15 protein-coding genes are annotated in these 15709 nt (G+C 67.8%); 4 read left to right on the forward strand and 11 right to left on the reverse strand.

Going from position 1 to position 15709, the window contains the following annotated elements; all coding sequences use genetic code 11:
• Positions 1 to 19 precede the first annotated feature (19 nt).
• Positions 20 to 670 carry a class II aldolase/adducin family protein gene (locus MFF40_RS21165; protein WP_147854564.1) on the reverse strand — a complete coding sequence of 217 codons (651 nt, stop codon included), beginning with the start codon at positions 668 to 670 and terminating at the stop codon, positions 20 to 22.
• Positions 671 to 761: 91 nt separating this feature from the next.
• On the reverse strand, positions 762 to 2039 hold the full coding sequence (gene oxlT, locus MFF40_RS21170; RefSeq protein ID WP_147897601.1) for an oxalate/formate MFS antiporter: 1278 nt from the start codon (positions 2037 to 2039) through the stop codon (positions 762 to 764).
• A 487-nt stretch (positions 2040 to 2526) separates the two neighbouring features.
• Here oxlT and MFF40_RS21175 point away from each other — a divergent pair, with 487 nt between their 5' ends.
• From MFF40_RS21175 to MFF40_RS21190, 4 genes are all read left to right on the forward strand, one after another.
• Positions 2527 to 3219, forward strand: coding sequence for a GntR family transcriptional regulator (locus MFF40_RS21175; protein WP_147854562.1), 693 nt, complete (start codon positions 2527 to 2529; stop codon positions 3217 to 3219).
• Positions 3220 to 3779: 560 nt separating this feature from the next.
• Positions 3780 to 3932, forward strand: coding sequence for a hypothetical protein (locus MFF40_RS21180; RefSeq protein WP_187277696.1), 153 nt, complete (start codon positions 3780 to 3782; stop codon positions 3930 to 3932).
• A 114-nt stretch (positions 3933 to 4046) separates the two neighbouring features.
• Positions 4047 to 5120 (forward strand): HD-GYP domain-containing protein, encoded by a 1074-nt coding sequence (locus MFF40_RS21185; RefSeq protein WP_238262098.1) that lies wholly within the window; start codon positions 4047 to 4049, stop codon positions 5118 to 5120.
• Positions 5121 to 5237: 117 nt separating this feature from the next.
• Complete coding sequence (locus MFF40_RS21190) at positions 5238 to 5732, forward strand: CAP domain-containing protein (protein ID WP_147897603.1); 495 nt, start codon at positions 5238 to 5240, stop codon at positions 5730 to 5732.
• A 56-nt stretch (positions 5733 to 5788) separates the two neighbouring features.
• On the opposite strand, the gene recJ is transcribed toward MFF40_RS21190, so the two are convergent.
• The 9 genes from recJ to MFF40_RS21235 form a co-directional block, all read right to left on the reverse strand.
• Entirely contained in the window at positions 5789 to 7612 is a 1824-nt protein-coding gene (recJ, locus tag MFF40_RS21195; protein WP_238262101.1) for a single-stranded-DNA-specific exonuclease RecJ, read from the reverse strand.
• A 136-nt stretch (positions 7613 to 7748) separates the two neighbouring features.
• Entirely contained in the window at positions 7749 to 9146 is a 1398-nt protein-coding gene (locus MFF40_RS21200) for an NAD(P)(+) transhydrogenase (Re/Si-specific) subunit beta (protein WP_147855385.1), read from the reverse strand.
• A gap of 4 nt (positions 9147 to 9150) precedes the next feature.
• A complete protein-coding gene (locus tag MFF40_RS21205) occupies positions 9151 to 9606 on the reverse strand; it encodes a proton-translocating transhydrogenase family protein (RefSeq protein WP_238262103.1) in 456 nt (151 codons plus the stop codon).
• Between the two features lie 24 nt (positions 9607 to 9630).
• The gene (locus MFF40_RS21210) at positions 9631 to 10860 is read right to left on the reverse strand and encodes a Re/Si-specific NAD(P)(+) transhydrogenase subunit alpha (protein ID WP_147855383.1); all 1230 of its coding nucleotides are present in this window, start codon (positions 10858 to 10860) and stop codon (positions 9631 to 9633) included.
• A gap of 187 nt (positions 10861 to 11047) precedes the next feature.
• Positions 11048 to 11341: an aa3-type cytochrome c oxidase subunit IV gene (locus MFF40_RS21215; RefSeq protein WP_147855382.1), complete on the reverse strand. Its 294-nt coding sequence runs from the start codon at positions 11339 to 11341 to the stop codon at positions 11048 to 11050.
• A 124-nt stretch (positions 11342 to 11465) separates the two neighbouring features.
• Positions 11466 to 12827 carry an ABC1 kinase family protein gene (locus MFF40_RS21220; RefSeq protein ID WP_238262105.1) on the reverse strand — a complete coding sequence of 454 codons (1362 nt, stop codon included), beginning with the start codon at positions 12825 to 12827 and terminating at the stop codon, positions 11466 to 11468.
• Positions 12828 to 12912: 85 nt separating this feature from the next.
• Positions 12913 to 13320, reverse strand: coding sequence for a type II toxin-antitoxin system death-on-curing family toxin (locus MFF40_RS21225; protein ID WP_238262107.1), 408 nt, complete (start codon positions 13318 to 13320; stop codon positions 12913 to 12915).
• On the reverse strand, positions 13317 to 13541 hold the full coding sequence (locus tag MFF40_RS21230) for an AbrB/MazE/SpoVT family DNA-binding domain-containing protein (protein WP_238262109.1): 225 nt from the start codon (positions 13539 to 13541) through the stop codon (positions 13317 to 13319). Before MFF40_RS21230 ends, MFF40_RS21225 begins: the two co-directional genes overlap by 4 nt.
• A 61-nt stretch (positions 13542 to 13602) precedes the next feature.
• Entirely contained in the window at positions 13603 to 15474 is a 1872-nt protein-coding gene (locus MFF40_RS21235; protein ID WP_238262111.1) for a M3 family oligoendopeptidase, read from the reverse strand.
• Positions 15475 to 15709: the final 235 nt, after the last annotated feature.

Raw genomic sequence — 15709 nt, forward strand, 5'->3', positions numbered from 1 at the left:
GCCGGCCGCGACCCCAACATCAGTCGGCGGCGTTCAGCCCGTAGCCGCGGAAGCGCTCGACGGTGCCGGCGATCTCGTGGTCGGACAGGACGTTCGGAGCCCCGACCTGGAGCGCCACGGCGTATTGCCAGCACAGGGTCTCCAGCTCGACGGCCAGCCACACGGCCTTCTCCAGGCTTCCGCCGGCGGCGATCATGCCGTGGTTTGCCAAGAGGCAGACGTTTCGGCCTTCGAGGGCGGCGAGCGCCAGTTCCGACAGCTCCGCGGTGCCGTAGGGCGCGTAGGGGGCGCAGCGCACGTTCGGTCCGCCGAAGGCCGCGATCATGTAGTGGACCGCCGGGATCTGCCGTCCGCAGAGGGCGAAGGCGGTGCAGTGGATCGGGTGCGCGTGGACGACGGCGCCCATCTCGGGCCGCGCCGCGAGGATATCCCGGTGGAAGCGCCATTCCGAGGACGGCTTGAGCCCCGTCGGGTGGGTCCCGTCGAGCGCCATCGGCACGATGTCGTCCGGGCCCATGCGCGCCGTCGGCACCCCCGAGGGCGTGATCAGCAGGCCGTCGCGGAACCGCACCGAGACGTTGCCCGAGGTGCCTCGGTTCAGGCCCTGCGCGTCGAGATCCCGCGCCGCCGCGACGACACCCTCGCGCGCGATCCGTTCGTCCTTGTCCATGCCCGGTCTCCGGTTGCAGCCGGCATCCGGTACGCATGAAGGCCCGGCGCCGTAAAGCGGCGCCGGGCCTTCGAGCTGACGGGCGCTGGCGTTACTGAGCCAGCACCGGTGCCAGGTTCGCCTGCGGGGCCTTGGTGTAGGCGGCGCGCATCGGCTTGAGGACGAACAGGGCCAGGAGCGCCGCCAGGATGTTGAGACCGGCCGCCACCAGGAACACCGTGTACCAGCTTCCGGTCATGGTCGTCAGCACGCTGGTATAGGGCACGATCAGGGCCGCGGTGCCTTTGGCCGTGTAGAGCAGGCCGGCATTGGTCGCCGCGTATTTCGACCCGAAGGTGTCGCCGCAGGTCGCCGGGAACAGCGAGTAGATCTCACCCCAGGCGAAGAACACCAGGCCGGTGAGCAGCACGAAGGCGATCGGGTTCTCGCCGAACTGGCTCAGCGCGTAGATGCCCAGGCCCTCGATGGCGAAGGCGATGAACATCGTGTTCTCGCGGCCGATATGGTCCGAGATCCAACCGAAGAACGGCCGTGTCACGCCGTTGAGCACCCGGTCCAGCGTCGCCGCGAAGGTGAGCGCCGGCAGCGTGATCCCGAGCAGCGAGACCGGGACGTCGGCGATCTTGAAGTCCTTGGCGATCGGGCCGAGCTGCGCGGTGGCCATCAGGCCGCCGGCGGCCATCATGACGAACATCGCGTACATCACCCAGAAGATCGGGGTGCGCACCATCTCGCCCGGCTTGAAGTCGCGCTTGGACTGGCTGACCCGGGCGACGTCCGGGACCTGGCCCTTGGCCGGCGAGCGCAGGAACAGGGCGACCAGCATCACGATCAGGCCCTGGCCGATGCCGAAGTAGAAGAACGCGGCCTCGTAGCCCTGGGACTTGATCATCGCCTGGATCGGCACGACGGTCAGTGCCGACCCGGCGCCGAAACCCATCGCGGTGATGCCCGCGGCGAGACCGCGACGGTCCGGGAACCACTTGAGCGAGTTGCCGACGCAGGTGCCGTAGACCGCCCCGGCGCCGGTGCCGCCGATCGCGGCCGCCACGTAGAGCATCGTCAGCGTCTCGGCGTAGGAGTTCATCACCCAGGCGATGCCGCAGAGCAGGCCGCCGAACAGGGTGACGATCCGCGGACCGTACTTGTCCACGAACCAGCCTTCGATCGGGACCAGCCAGGTCTCGGTGACGACGAACAGCGTGAACGCGACCTGGATCGCGGCGCGATCCCAGCCGTGACGCTCCTGCATCGGGTTCACGAAGAAGGTCCAGCCGTACTGCATGTTGGCGATCATGCACATGCAGACGACGCCGAATGCGAGCTGCAGCCATCGGCCCGCCCCAACCGGTTTGCGAATCTCGGACATACGCTTCCCTCCTGGCTGGATTTATTATTCTGTATCTGATCCCGGCTGTGTTTATGCCCGGACACGGCCGCCCTTGTCAGAACAAAGCGAACGGCATGCTTTGAAAAATTCTTGACCGACAGACAAACGAAAACTCTGTCGGCATCGTCGCCAACCGTCGCACCCCGTCACCGAATACATGCTGGTGTACGGTATGCCAGACGGATGGTGCTGGCGGCGGGAGATTCTGTCAATCGATCCTGCACAAAAATACACGAATATGCCGCTGGATTAACGTGGGGCTTCGTTCGTGCGGGACGAATTCGGAATTACCCTTCCGGATATTGCTCCGTGCTGGGGCGGAGGCCGGATCGCATACGGGACCAAGGGTCTGTGGGTCGGCTCGTAATTGACTAGGATCGGGAAAAGGTTTGGGTTAGTTCGTTTTACGAGCGCACGACAGAGAACACGTGCGAGACAATATGGGCATGGACCGGCTGGACGAGGCATGTCGAACTCAGAACCGTTGAGCGTTAAACCGATCGTCGCCAGCTCCAGTCTACGGACCTTGGCTTATGAAGCGCTCAAGACTGCTATAACCAACATGGATATCTACGGGCGGCCCGATGAGGTGCGGCTCGATGAGCGGAAACTGTCGCAGGACCTCGGGGTCAGCCGAACGCCCGTGCGCGAGGCGCTCACCGTGCTGGAGCAGGAGGGCTTCGTCCGGTCCGAGGCCCGTCGCGGCGTGTTCGTCATCAAGAAGAACAAGAGTGAGATCGTCGGCATGATCCACGCCTGGACGGCGCTGGAGAGCATGGCGGCCCGGCTCGCCTGCACCCGGGCCACCGACGCGCAGCTCCGTGCGCTGCGCGAGTCATTCCCGGAATTCTATGAAGGCCAGCCGTCCGAGCACATCGACGAGTATTCGGACGCCAACATCCGCTTCCATCAGCGGATCATCGCACTCGGACATTGCGAGCCGATCGCCGAACTCACCAGCAATCTGCTGATGCATGTGCGGGGGATTCGCAGCACCGCGCTGCGGCAGGGCGACCGCGCGCAGCATTCGATCCGCGAGCATGTGGCGATCATCGCCGCGCTGGAGGCTCGGAACGCCGACACGGCCGAGCGGCTCGTGCGCGAGCACGGTCTGGGGCTCGCTCAGCACGTCGATACCTACGGTGATTATCTGGACTGAGGATTCGCGACCGGGCGATGAAGCGCGGTCGAATGGTGTCCGCCGTCCATGAGGCTGCTTGACCGGTCATTCCCGTTTTCGCCCTCATCCCAAGGCGACGGAGTGAAGCGGAGGCCTCGAAGGGAACCGTCCAGCCTGCCGCGCGATCCCTGGCGGCCTCCTTCGAGGCTGCTGCGCAGCATCTCAGGATGAGGGGACAGGTTGGGGTCTCCGCCGGTAGAACGTTCATTCGACGGCGATCGTGCGGTCAGACAGGCTCTGAGCAGTCTCTTCGAGCATTGATTATCGAACGCGCGTTCTGGCAGGGCCGATTGCGTCGGATCACACAGCAATCCGATTGCAGTGCAACATACGCCTATTCAACCGGCCCAATTCGGTACCTCGCACGCGGAGCGGCCGACGCCGCGATCGACGTTGAGCGGTGTCTTTCAGCGAGCGATCGCGTCATGCGCTCCTGACATAATTGGCATTCGGTATTTGGAATACCAGTTTGCGCTGCGACATGGCATTTCATGCATCGCACCATCCAGTGTCCAGCCGAGCCGTACCGGAGCCGTCCGATGATCGCCAACTTCCTCGTCGTGTTCACCGCCTTCGCCGCCTGCCAGGCCCTCCTGGCCGTCAAGCTCGCGGACGTGCTGAGCCCGACTTCCGATGCCGGCAAGCCCGCCGCTCAGCAGACCCGCCAGGACGGCGCTGTCAGCCTCGCCTGAACACTGATTTTTCAGCGTCTACACGCCGGGAGACTGCGTAGGGTTAACACTTCGCTCAAAGGTTTCCGTTAGCGTCAACACATCGTTGACCATGCGGACCGGGGAGCAACCGCGTTGGCCCTCGGCATACAAGCGCAGACCACGAACAACCCGTTCGTGCTGTTGATTTCGGATCGCCCGACCGAACGGGCGGCCCTGGAGCGCGCCATCGCGCTGGTCATGGATTGCCGGGCGGTCGCCGCTGGGTCGGCGATTCCGCCGGGGCGCCCGCACCTTATCATCCTGGACCTGCATCCCGCACAGGCCGCGGCGCTCGAGCCGGCGCTGACCCATCGAGGCCGGCCGGTCCCACGCCTGGTCCTGGTCCGCGGCGAGCCGCTCAAGTCCGCGCCGCATCTTCGGCAACTGCCCGCCGCCGCACCGCGCCAGGTCGTGCTGGCCAACGTCTTCGCCATGATCGAGGCGGTGACGCGCTCGAGGGAAACCCGCATGCAGCGCCTCGTCGGCCGGGTCACGGATGCCACCGGGATCGTGGCCGAGCTGTTCGACAGTGCGGCGCTCGGGGCGGGCCTGCAGCGCGCCGATGTCGAGCGCGGGACCGAGCTGGTCCTGGCCGCCGTCTCGGAAGCCGGCATCACGGCCTGGCTCGCCGAAGTCTGGCGCCACGATGTCGGCGTCTACCAGCACACGCTCGGGGTCGCGGGTCACGCCGCCAGCTTCGGCGCGCAGATCGGCTTGAGCCGGATCGATCTCGCCCGCCTCGTGCGATCCGCCCTCCTCCACGACATCGGCAAATCGCGGATCCCTTCGGAAATCCTGAACAAGCCGGGCCATCTCGATCCGGAAGAGTTACGGCTGATGCAGCGCCATCCCGTGATCGGCGCCGACCTGCTGCGGGCACAGGGCGGCTTCGAGGACGAGGTGATCGACGTCGTCCTGCACCATCACGAACGGCTCGACGGCGCCGGCTACCCGGACAGGCTCTCCGGCCGGGCGATCTCCGATCTGGTGCGGATCGTGGCGATCTGCGACGTGTTCTCGGCGCTGACGGAGCGCCGCGCCTACCGGAAGCCGGCCAGCCCCGCCGAGGCGCTGGCGATCATGGTCGATGGGATTGGCCATCTGGATCCCGATCTCCTGCGCGTGTTCGCACCGGTCATGCTCGGGGGTGACGCACTCGCCGCCTGAGGCCCGTGGCCTTGGTGACACGGTCGGCCTATTGCGCCTGCGGGCGCCTTCGAGCGCCGCGCTTTCGCCGCAACCGGTCCCGAGGGAGACGCATCCCTCCCGGAACCGCGATCGACCGTGTCCAAAGCTCTCCTTCCCCTCGCCGCGGCCCTGGCGCTGGCACTTGCTGGCTGCGGCGGCCTGTCCTTCACGCCCGAGCCCAGTGTCGAGAACGTGACCCATACCGCGATCCTCGATGAGGTCGCGGCGGCGGCCGCAATCTCGGCCTATCGGGTCCAGCACGGATTGAGCCCGGTCGTCGTCGATGGCGGCCTGGTGAAGGCGGCCGCGTTCCAGGCCGGCAACAACGCGCGCAACGGCCAGCTCAGCCACGATGTCGGCGGCAGCTTCACGTCGCGGATGGCCTCGGCCGGCCTGGCGAAGTCCTACGCGGCGGAGAATCTCAGCGCCGGCTCGGAGACCTTCGAGCAGGTGCTGGCGCGCTGGAAAGCGAGTTCCGAGCATAACAAGAACATGCTGCTCCCCCAGATCCGCCGGATCGGCATCGCCCGGGTCGATGCGCCCAACACCCGCTACAAGCGGTTCTGGGCCCTGGTGATGGCCGGAAGCTGAGCGTTCGGCGCACCGTCGATTTCCGGAAGCCGGCGGCCAACTTTCGGAACGATGCCTCAGGCGTCGGCCGGAGCCAGATCGACGATCCGCAGCTGCGCCCGCTCGGCACCGCGCCAGCGGTCGCAGGACAGGGTGCCGGCGACGTGCATCTCCTGGCCGATGCTCCGAAGCAGGGCTTGGCCGAGCGGCCGCTCGCCGGCCCGAAAGCAGATCGCGCCGACGGCCTGCCCGTCGCGGCTGCGCAGGCGCGCGCGGACATGCCCGGTGCCGACCACGGCGGCATCGACCAGACGGTGACGGCCGAGCGCGAAGACCGGCTCCGGCGCGCCCTGCCCGAACGGACCGGCGCGCTGGAGCAGCCGCACGGTCTCGGCGGTTGCGCCGCCGGCGCTCAACCCGCCGTCGATCAGCAGGGCGTCGGCGGCCCGTGAGACGGCGACGCTGGCGCCGAGCAACGCGGCGAGATGGGTCTCGAAGCGCGGGATGTCGTCGGCCCGCAGGGTGACGCCCGCCGCCATGGCGTGGCCGCCGCCCTTGCTCGCCAGCCCGGCCTCGACGCAGGCCCGGACGGCCAGGCCGAGATCGGCCCCGGGGATCGAGCGCCCGGAACCGGTGGCGCTGCCGTCGGGCCTGATCGCGAACGCGAAGGCCGGCCGGTTGAAGCGCTCCTTCAGCCGCGCCGCGATCAGCCCGACGATGCCCGGATGCCATGCGGCGTCCCCGGTCACCAGGACGGCGCGTGCCGGATCGAGGGTCAGGGCGCGGTCCATCTCGGCTTCCGCCTCCGCCACCGCATGGGCCTCGATGGCCTGACGCTCGCGGTTGAGACGGTCGAGGTCCGCGGCGATGCGGGCGGCCTCGGCGGGATCCGCGGTGGTGAGCAGGCGCGCCCCCAGCGCCGAATCCCCAATTCGGCCGCCGGCATTGATCCGCGGCCCGAGCACGAAGCCGAGATGCCACGCTTCCGGGGGCTCGCTGAGCGAGGCGGCGTCGAGCAGAGCGGCCAGGCCGGTCCGGCCCCGGTGGCGCATCACCGTCAGCCCCTGGGTCACGAAGGCGCGGTTCAGGCCCACCAGCGGCACGACGTCGGCGACGGTCGCCAGCGCCACGAGGTCGAGGGCATCGGTGAGCGCCGGCTCGGGGCGATGTGGCCCGAAGAAGCCGTCCCGGCGCAGGGCACGGTTCAGGGCGGCGAGGGTCAGGAACACCACACCGGCGGCGCAGAGATGGCCGAGCCCGGAGAGGTCGTCGAGGCGGTTCGGGTTCACCACGGCCCGGGCCGGGGGCAGCACCTCGGCCGCCGCGTGATGGTCCAGGACGATCACGTCGAGGCCAAGCTTCTCGGCCTCCTCCAGCGGGCCGTGGCCGCTGGTGCCGCAATCGACGCAGACCAGTAGCGTCGCCCCCTCGGCTGCGAGCGCGGTGATCGCTGCGACGTTGGGTCCGTAGCCCTCGGTGATCCGGTCGGGAATGTGGATTGGGGCCCGGAGGCCGAGCTGGCGCAGGTAGCCGGCGAGCATCGCGGCGCTGGCCGCGCCGTCGACGTCGTAATCGCCGAACACGGCGACGATCTCCCCGCGCCGGATCGCGCGGACCAGCCGCCGCACGGCCACATCCATGTCGAGAAGCGTATCCGGATCCGGCATCAGGTCGCGCAGGCGCGGCGCCAGATGCCGGGCGGCCTCGTCCGGGGCCACCTGCCGACCGGCCAGGACCCGGGCCAGCAGCTCCGGCAGGCCGTGGGCCTGGACCATCTTGGCGATCTGGTTCTGCACCGCCGGGCCGGCACAGCGCTCCTGCCAGCGCCGTCCGGTCACGGATGCTGAGACGCCCAGGAACGGCGGCGGTTCGGTGATCGGCGAGGCGGTGGCGGCGGACACGGGTTGCACCCTACACCGTGTGGGCCCCGGGCGCGCGGGCGCGACAGCAACAGCGGCCGCGCTCGACCGTGAGCCGGCACGACAAAGGGGCGCGCATCGCTGCCCGCCCCTCGCCGAAACCGAACCCCAGGGTGTCTCAGAACGCCTTGAGGATGTTGTCGACCACCTTCTTGGCGTCGCCGAACAGCATCATGGTGTTGTCGCGGAAGAACACCTCGTTCTCGACACCGGCATAGCCCGAGCCCATGCCGCGCTTGATGAACAGCACCGTCTTGGCCCGCTCCACGTCCAGGATGGGCATGCCGTAGATCGGCGAGGCTTTGTCGGTCTTCGCGGCCGGGTTGGTGACGTCGTTGGCGCCGATCACGAAGGCCACGTCGGCCTGCGGGAACTCGCCGTTGATGTCCTCCAGCTCGAACACCTCGTCGTAGGGCACGTTCGCCTCCGCGAGCAGCACGTTCATGTGGCCCGGCATGCGGCCCGCGACCGGGTGGATGGCGTACTTCACGTCGACGCCCTCCTTCTTCAGCATGTCGGCCATCTCGCGCAGGGAGTGCTGCGCCTGCGCGACCGCCATGCCGTAGCCCGGGACGATGATCACCCGCTCGGCGTTCTTCATGATGTAGGCCGCGTCGTCGGCCGAGCCCTGCTTGACCGGGCGCGTCTCGACCTGACCCGGGCCGGCGGCCGCCGTATCGCCGCCGAAGCCGCCCAGGATGACCGAGATGAACGACCGGTTCATCGCGTGGCACATGATGTACGACAGGATCGCGCCCGAGGAGCCGACCAGCGAGCCGGTGATGATCAGAGCGAGGTTGCCGAGGGTGAAGCCGATGCCGGCCGCCGCCCAACCCGAGTACGAATTGAGCATCGACACGACGACGGGCATGTCGGCGCCGCCGATCGGGATGATGAGCAGGCCGCCCAGGGCGAAGGACAGCAGCACGATCAGCCAGAACACTGCCTTGCTCTCGTTGCCGATGAACAGGGCGATCAGCACCACCAGCGCCACCGCGATGCCGATGTTGATCAGGTGCCGCTGGGGCAGCATGATCGGCTTGCCGGACATCCGCCCGTCGAGCTTGGCGAAGGCGATGACCGAGCCGGTGAAGGTGATCGCACCGATCGCGGCGCCCAGCGCCATCTCGAACAGCGACTGCTTGTGGATGTGGCCGTTCTCGAGGATGCCCACCGCCTGCGGCGCGTAGAGGGTCGCCGCGGCGCCAGCCACGGCAGCCAAGCCGACCAGCGAGTGGAACGCGGCCACGAGTTGCGGCATCGCCGTCATCGGGACGCGCTTGGCGATGACCGCGCCCGCGCCGCCGCCGATGCCGATGCCGAGGATCACGAGGATCCAGGCGCCGAAGCCGGCCGGCGGATGGCCGATCAGCGTGGTCAGCACGGCGAGCGCCATGCCGATCATGCCGTAGAGGTTACCCTGCCGCGACGTGGTCGGGTGCGAGAGCCCCCGCAACGCCATGATGAACAGGACGCCGGCGACGATGTAGAGAAGGGCGGAGACGTTCTGGGACATCGTCTCAGGCCTTCTTCTTGTACATGCCGAGCATGCGCTGGGTCACGAGGAAGCCACCGAAGATATTCACGCTGGCCAGCACGATGCCGATGAAGCCGAATGCGCGGGCCCAGCCGGTGCCCTTCTCCAGAAGCGGCACGCCGGCCGCCAGGAGTGCGCCGACGATGATCACCGACGAGATCGCGTTGGTGACCGACATCAGCGGGGTGTGCAGCGCGGGGGTCACGGACCAGACGACGTAGTAGCCGACGAAGATCGCCAGCACGAAGATGGCGAACTGGAAGATGAAGGGATCGACGGCCCCGCCGGTGGCGGCGCTGATCCCATGGCCCATCCCGGCCGCGATGGCCTGGGCCTGGTCGGCCGCGTTGCGGGCGACATCGGCGGCTGCGCGCGCCGCGTCGGCCAGGACGCGGGTCTGATCAGCGGCCTGATCGGGAGGGACGACAAGGTTTGCCATACTGCTTCTCCTCGCGATCGGTCTTCAGCGGGCGTCGGACGGGGCCGGGGCGGGCTCGGCCTTACCGGTCTCCGACTTGGCCAGACCCACGGCGGCAGCTTCCGAAGCCGGCCCGTCGGTCTTCGCCTGGAACGAGGCGTGGACCACGGAACCGTCACGGGTCAGGTTGGTGGCCTTCACCAGCTCGTCGTCCCAGTTGATCGCCAGCGCCTTCGACTCCTTGTCGATCAGGGTCTCGACGAAGGCGTAGAGGTTGCGCGCGTAGAGGCTCGACGCCGTGGCGGCGAGGCGCCCCGGCACGTTGGTGTGGCCGACGATCTTCACGCCGCGATCGGTCACCACCACCTCACCCGGCTTGGCGCCCGCGACGTTGCCGCCGCGCTCGACCGCGAGATCGATCAGGACCGAGCCAGGCTTCATCGAGGCGACCATCTCCTCGGAGACCAGCTTCGGGGCCGGACGGCCGGGAATCAGCGCCGTGGTGATGACGATGTCCTGCTTGGCGATGTGGCCCTTCACCAGCTCGGCCTGCTTGGCCTGGTAGCCCGCCGACATCTCCTTGGCGTAGCCGCCCGCGGTCTCGGCCTGCTTGAACTCGTCGTCCTCGACCGCGACGAACTTGGCGCCGAGGGACTCGACCTGTTCCTTGGTGGCGGGGCGCACGTCCGTGGCGGTCACCACCGCGCCCAGGCGCCGGGCGGTGGCGATCGCCTGGAGGCCGGCGACCCCGACGCCCATGATGAACACGCGGGCCGCCGGCACGGTGCCGGCCGCCGTCATCATCATCGGCATGGCGCGGCCGTACTCGGCGGCGCCGTCGACGACCGCGCGATAGCCGGCGAGGTTCGCCTGCGAGGAGAGCACGTCCATCACCTGCGCACGGGTGATGCGGGGCATCAGCTCCATGGCGAAGCCCGAGACGCCGGCTTCGGCCATCGCCTTCAGCGCGGGCTCGTTGCCGTAGGGATCCATGATCGCGACCACGGTGGCGCCGCGCTTGAGCAGCGACAGCTCCTCTTCGGCCGGCCGCCGGACCTTCAAGACGAGGTCGGCATCCCGTGCCGCGTCGGCGGCGCTGCCGGCGATCTCGGCCCCGGCCGCCTCGTATTCGGAATCCAGGACCCCGGCCTTCTGCCCGGCCCCCGCCTGCACGGTGATGTCGACACCGAGCGCCTTGAACTTTTTGACGGTCTCCGGGACCGCGGCCACCCGCGGCTCCGCAGAGTCCGTCTCGGACAGCACAGCGATGCGCATGCGAGGCTTCCCCTGGATAAGCTTGGCCTCCCGAATGCGCGAACCGGCACGGCTTTTCGAGACGCGAATGAAGATTGCGCTGATGGAATAAGTGGGAATGTAACCCGCGGGCTGCCGACAGGACAGCCGCGCTTCAACGCGTCATCGAACCGCTCGTCCAATCGGGCGCGCGGTTATCTTCGCGCGATCAGGCGAAGGCCAGGTAGAGGAACAGGAGAATCGCCACCACGAGGGGGCCGCGCCAGCCGATCGCGGGGGCAAGCGCCCCGACGGCGCCGGCGGCACCCGACACGATCACGCTGAGGATCGCCAGCAGCCAGGCTTCGCGGATGCCGCCCACGGCGAGGGCCAGCACCCAGCAGATCACCACCCCGGTGCCGATCTCGACGAAGCGAACGAAGCCGCGATAGGTCTGCTCGTGGGTGCTTGCGTCCATCGCCGGGCTGTAGGTGTGCCCGCCCACCGTCTCACTCTCGGCCATCGTGCGCTCGTTTCCCTTGGATGCGACTTCTTGTGGTCGCATTGGGATGTAGCTCAAGCGTTTTCCTGCCGCAATCGGACGCACGCAAGTTGATTGCCCCCTCGGTGGACTCCCGAAGGGCCAACTAGGCCGGCATCGGCAATCCGGCCTGGGTCAGGATCTGACTCTGCCGCTGCGCCAGCTCCTCCAGCGAGAAGTGCTCGATCTCGGCCTCGAACAGCTGGTGATAGTTCAGCTCCGACCGGAGATGGAGGAACACCGCTCCGAGGCCCACGGCGGCCCGGTCCATGAACACGAACTCCTGCGGCACCGTCACCGGGCCCCGCTCCTTTAGAGCCTGGTGCACCTGGAACGCCTGACTCCGGCCGTACTCGCCCGGTTTGACCCCATCGGCCACGGTGCGGGTGCGATCCTCCAGGAGCGGGCCATAAATGAACCGCGCCCAGATGTTCAGGATCTCGATCTTCTCCTTGTCGAGGTTCTTGAAGCCCCAGACCTCGTAGGCGTGGACGATTCGCGCGCCATCGTCCTCCAGCAGGCCCCGATACAGATCGACGACGCCGCCGACGAAGCGGGGATGGAAGATCCGCACGCAGCCGTAATCCAGCAGGTTGATGCCGGCCGCCTCGCCGCCCTCGGAGAAGACCGTGTAGTTGCCGAGATGCGGGTCGCCGTGGATGACGGCCGCACGGCTGAACGGGTGCCACCACGCCTTGAACATCGACTGCGCGATGCGGTTGCGAACCTCGACGGGCTCCTCGGCGAAGCTCAGGATCTTGGCGCCGTCGAGCCAGCTCAGGGTGAGCAGGCGCTTGGTCGACAGGTCCGGATAGACCCGCGGCACACGCACGGCGTCGATATCCTTGAGGACCTCGCCGTAAAGGCTGGCGTGCTTCGCCTCGTGCTCGTAATCCAGTTCCTCGCGGACCCGGGCGCCGATCTCCTTGGCGATCTCGCGGGTATCGAGCCAGCTGTTCATGCGCCGGTGAAGCGCGAAGGCGATCTCGAGCTGCTTCAGGTCGGCCTCCACGGCCGATTGCATGTCGGGATACTGGAGCTTGCAGGCCAGCAATTCGCCATCCGTCGTGGTCGCCCGGTGGACCTGTCCCAGCGAGGCCGCGGCCGCGGGCTTCAGGTCGAAACTGCCGAATCGGCACTGCCAGCCGATCCCCAGCTCGGATTGCATCCGGCGCTTCACGAATGCGGCGCCCATGGGTGGCGCATCGGCCTGGAGCTTTTGGAGTTCCGCCGCGTATTCGGGCGGCAGCAGGTCGGGAATGGTGGCCAGAAGCTGCGCCACCTTCATGATCGGACCTTTCAACCCGCCGAGAGCCTGCGCCAGGGCCGCTGCGCTGGTCGTCCCCTCCTTGCCGAACAGCCGGGACATCGCCATCCGCGCGGCGACGCCGCCGACATTGGCGCCTACGCTGGCGTAGCGGCCCGCGCGGGCGGAGAAGCGATTGGCTTCGCGGTCGGTCTCGGCCATTGTCCAGGATCTTCCTCGGTGCAGACTTGGACATAAGCCTTCGCCGGCGGCGCACCAGAGCGCCGGGTCGCTGCGCCGCGGCGTCTCAGCCGGCCGGCCAGTTGTCTCGGATCCAACGGGTCAGGCCGGATTCGTCGATCTCGCCCGCCGCGAGGCCGCGTATCATCACCACAGCCTCAGCCTCGTCGGCGATGAAATCGATGTCGTTGAGGCCGAGGAACGTGATGAGCGCCAGAAGGGCAGCCCGCTTGTTGCCGTCGATGAACGGGTGGTTCTTGGCGATACCGAAAGCGTAGGCTGCTGCGAGTTCGGCCAGGTCGATCCGAGCGCCATCCGCGGCATAGGCAATTCGATTGACCGGCCGTCCGAGCGCCGATTCGAGGGCTCCCTCGTCGCGCAGGCCGGGAGGCCCGCCGAACTGCTTCAACTGCAGGGCGTGGAACGCTTTGACGAGTTCGCTCGTGAGCCAAACGATCTCGTGATCGGTGCTCATTTCGCCAGTTCCGCCAGTGCATTCCGGTAGGTCTTCATCGCCTTCTTGGCGATTTTCATGCCCTTCTCGAACGCCGGGTCATAAGGGGAAAGCCGCACCGAGCCGTCTGCATTCTCGGTCACGTAGAGCCAATCGCCCTGCGCGAGATTCAGCTTTCCGAGAAAATCCTTGGGCAGGATCAGGCCCGTGGAGTTGCCGACGCGCTTCACCTCGAGCTTCATGACCAACCTCCGCGGTGTTTTACGCGATGTATAACACCGCGGCGGCGTGCCTGGAAGTGGTTCAGGCCCCCACCTCCATACCTTCCAGCTCGACGATCATCCCCTCGATCATCCCGAGCCCGATCTGCCAGAAACCCGGGTCCCGGGCGTCCAGGCCGAACGGTGCGAGCAACTCGCCGTAAGGCTTCGAGCCGCCGGCCGCGAGTAGCGCGAAGTAGCGGTCCACGAAACCGGATTCGGCCTTCGCGTAGACTCCGTAGAGCGAGTTCACGAGGCAGTCGCCGAACGCGTAGGCGTAGACGTAGAACGGCGAGTGGATGAAGTGGGGGATGTAGGCCCAGAACGGCTCGTAGCCCGCATCCAGGGTGATGGCGGGCCCCAGCGATTCCGCCTGGACCGAGAGCCAGAGGGCGTTGATCTGGTCGCTGGTCAACTCGCCCTTGGCGCGGGCGAGGTGGACCTTCCGCTCGAACGAATAGAACGCGATCTGGCGCACGACCGTGTTGATCATGTCCTCGACCTTCGCGGCGAGCATGGCCCGGCGCTGCGTCGTGTCGGTGGTCGCCGCCAGCAGCTTGCGGAAGGTCAGCATCTCGCCGAACACGCTGGCCGTCTCGGCGAGCGTCAGGGGCGTCGGCGCCATCAGGGCGCCGTTCGGACCGGCCAGCACCTGGTGGACGCCGTGGCCGAGTTCGTGGGCGAGCGTCATCACGTCCCGCGGTTTCCCCTGATAGTTCACGAGGACGTAGGGGTGGACCGAAGGGACGGTCGGATGCGCGAAGGCGCCCGGCGCCTTGCCGGGCCGCGTCGGCGCGTCGATCCAGCGCTCGTCGAAGAACCGCTTCGCGATCCCGGCCATCTTCGGCGAGAACGCGTCGTAGGCCGACAGAACGGTGTCGCGGGCCTCCGTCCAGGGAATCGTGCGCTGCTCGACCCTCGGGAGCGGCGCGTTGCGGTCCCAGTAGGGCAGCGCATCCTGGCCGAACCACTTGGCCTTCAGCCGGTAGTAGCGGTGCGAGAGCCGCGGATAGGCCGCCTGCACGGCATCGACCAGGGCGGCCACCACCTCGGGCTCGACCCGGTTGGCGAGATGGCGCGCGTCGGCGACGTCCTTGAACCCGCGCCAGCGGTCGGAGATCTCCTTGTCCTTGGCGAGCGTGTTGGTGATCAGCGTGAACACGCGGAGATTGCCGCGCAGGACTTCACTGATCGCACCCGCAGCCTCGCGGCGCACGGCGCCGTCCGGATCCTGCAGCTTGTTGAGCGTCGGCTCGAGCGGCATCTGCTCGCCCTGGACGGTGAAGCGCAGGGCCGCGATCGTTTCGTTGAAGAGCCGGTCCCAGGCGGCGTTGGCCGTGACCGACTTCTCCAGGAACAGCTTCTCGGTGCGGTCGTCGAGCTGGTGCGGCTTCTCGCGCCGCAGATCCTCGATCCAGGGCGCGTAATGCGCCAGCGGTCCCTGGGACATCGCGGCATCCATCACCGCATCGTCGACCCGGTTCAGCTCGAGGGCGAAGAACAGCAGGTCGGCCGAGGCATCGGTCAGGCGCTCGCGGGTGTCTCCGTAGAACTTGGCCCGCGCCTCGTCGGTCGTGTCCCCGGAATAGATCAGGCCGGCGAACGACATCAGCTTGCCGAGCAGATCCTCGATGCCCTCGTACGCCTTGACCGCCTCGGCGAGGCGCTCGGACGCGTTCTCCGCTGCGGCCAGCTCGGCGATCCGGCCGGCATAGCGGTCTGAAAATCCGCGGCACATCTCCTCGGCCCGGGCCATGTCGGCTGCGAATTCCGGGGCATCGAGACCGGAATAGAGGTCCGACAGATCCCATTCCGGAAGATGGCCGAGGTCGACGGCCTTGGCGGCGGCGCGTGCGGCGCTCACGCCCTCGGGCAGACGGACGTTCACCGGCGAAGCGGTGGTGCTCGGCATCATGTCTCGCGATCCTGTTGGGGGGCTCATCCTCGTACCGTGATATCGAGCGCGCGGCCACGCGTTCAACGGCACCGGCCGCCCCGACGCTGTGACGACCGAATGCAAACGTCGTTAAGCGCCACTTTACGTCTCTCCGGCACCCTACGGTTCGAAACGAAACAGTCGCCGACTCAGGCGGTGCGGTGCGGGCCTGTCCCGAGCCGTCTCCGGGCCTGACGCGCCGCGCAGGGAGCCG

The sequence above is a fragment of the Methylobacterium mesophilicum genome, from assembly GCF_022179445.1.
Lineage (GTDB): Bacteria > Pseudomonadota > Alphaproteobacteria > Rhizobiales > Beijerinckiaceae > Methylobacterium > Methylobacterium mesophilicum.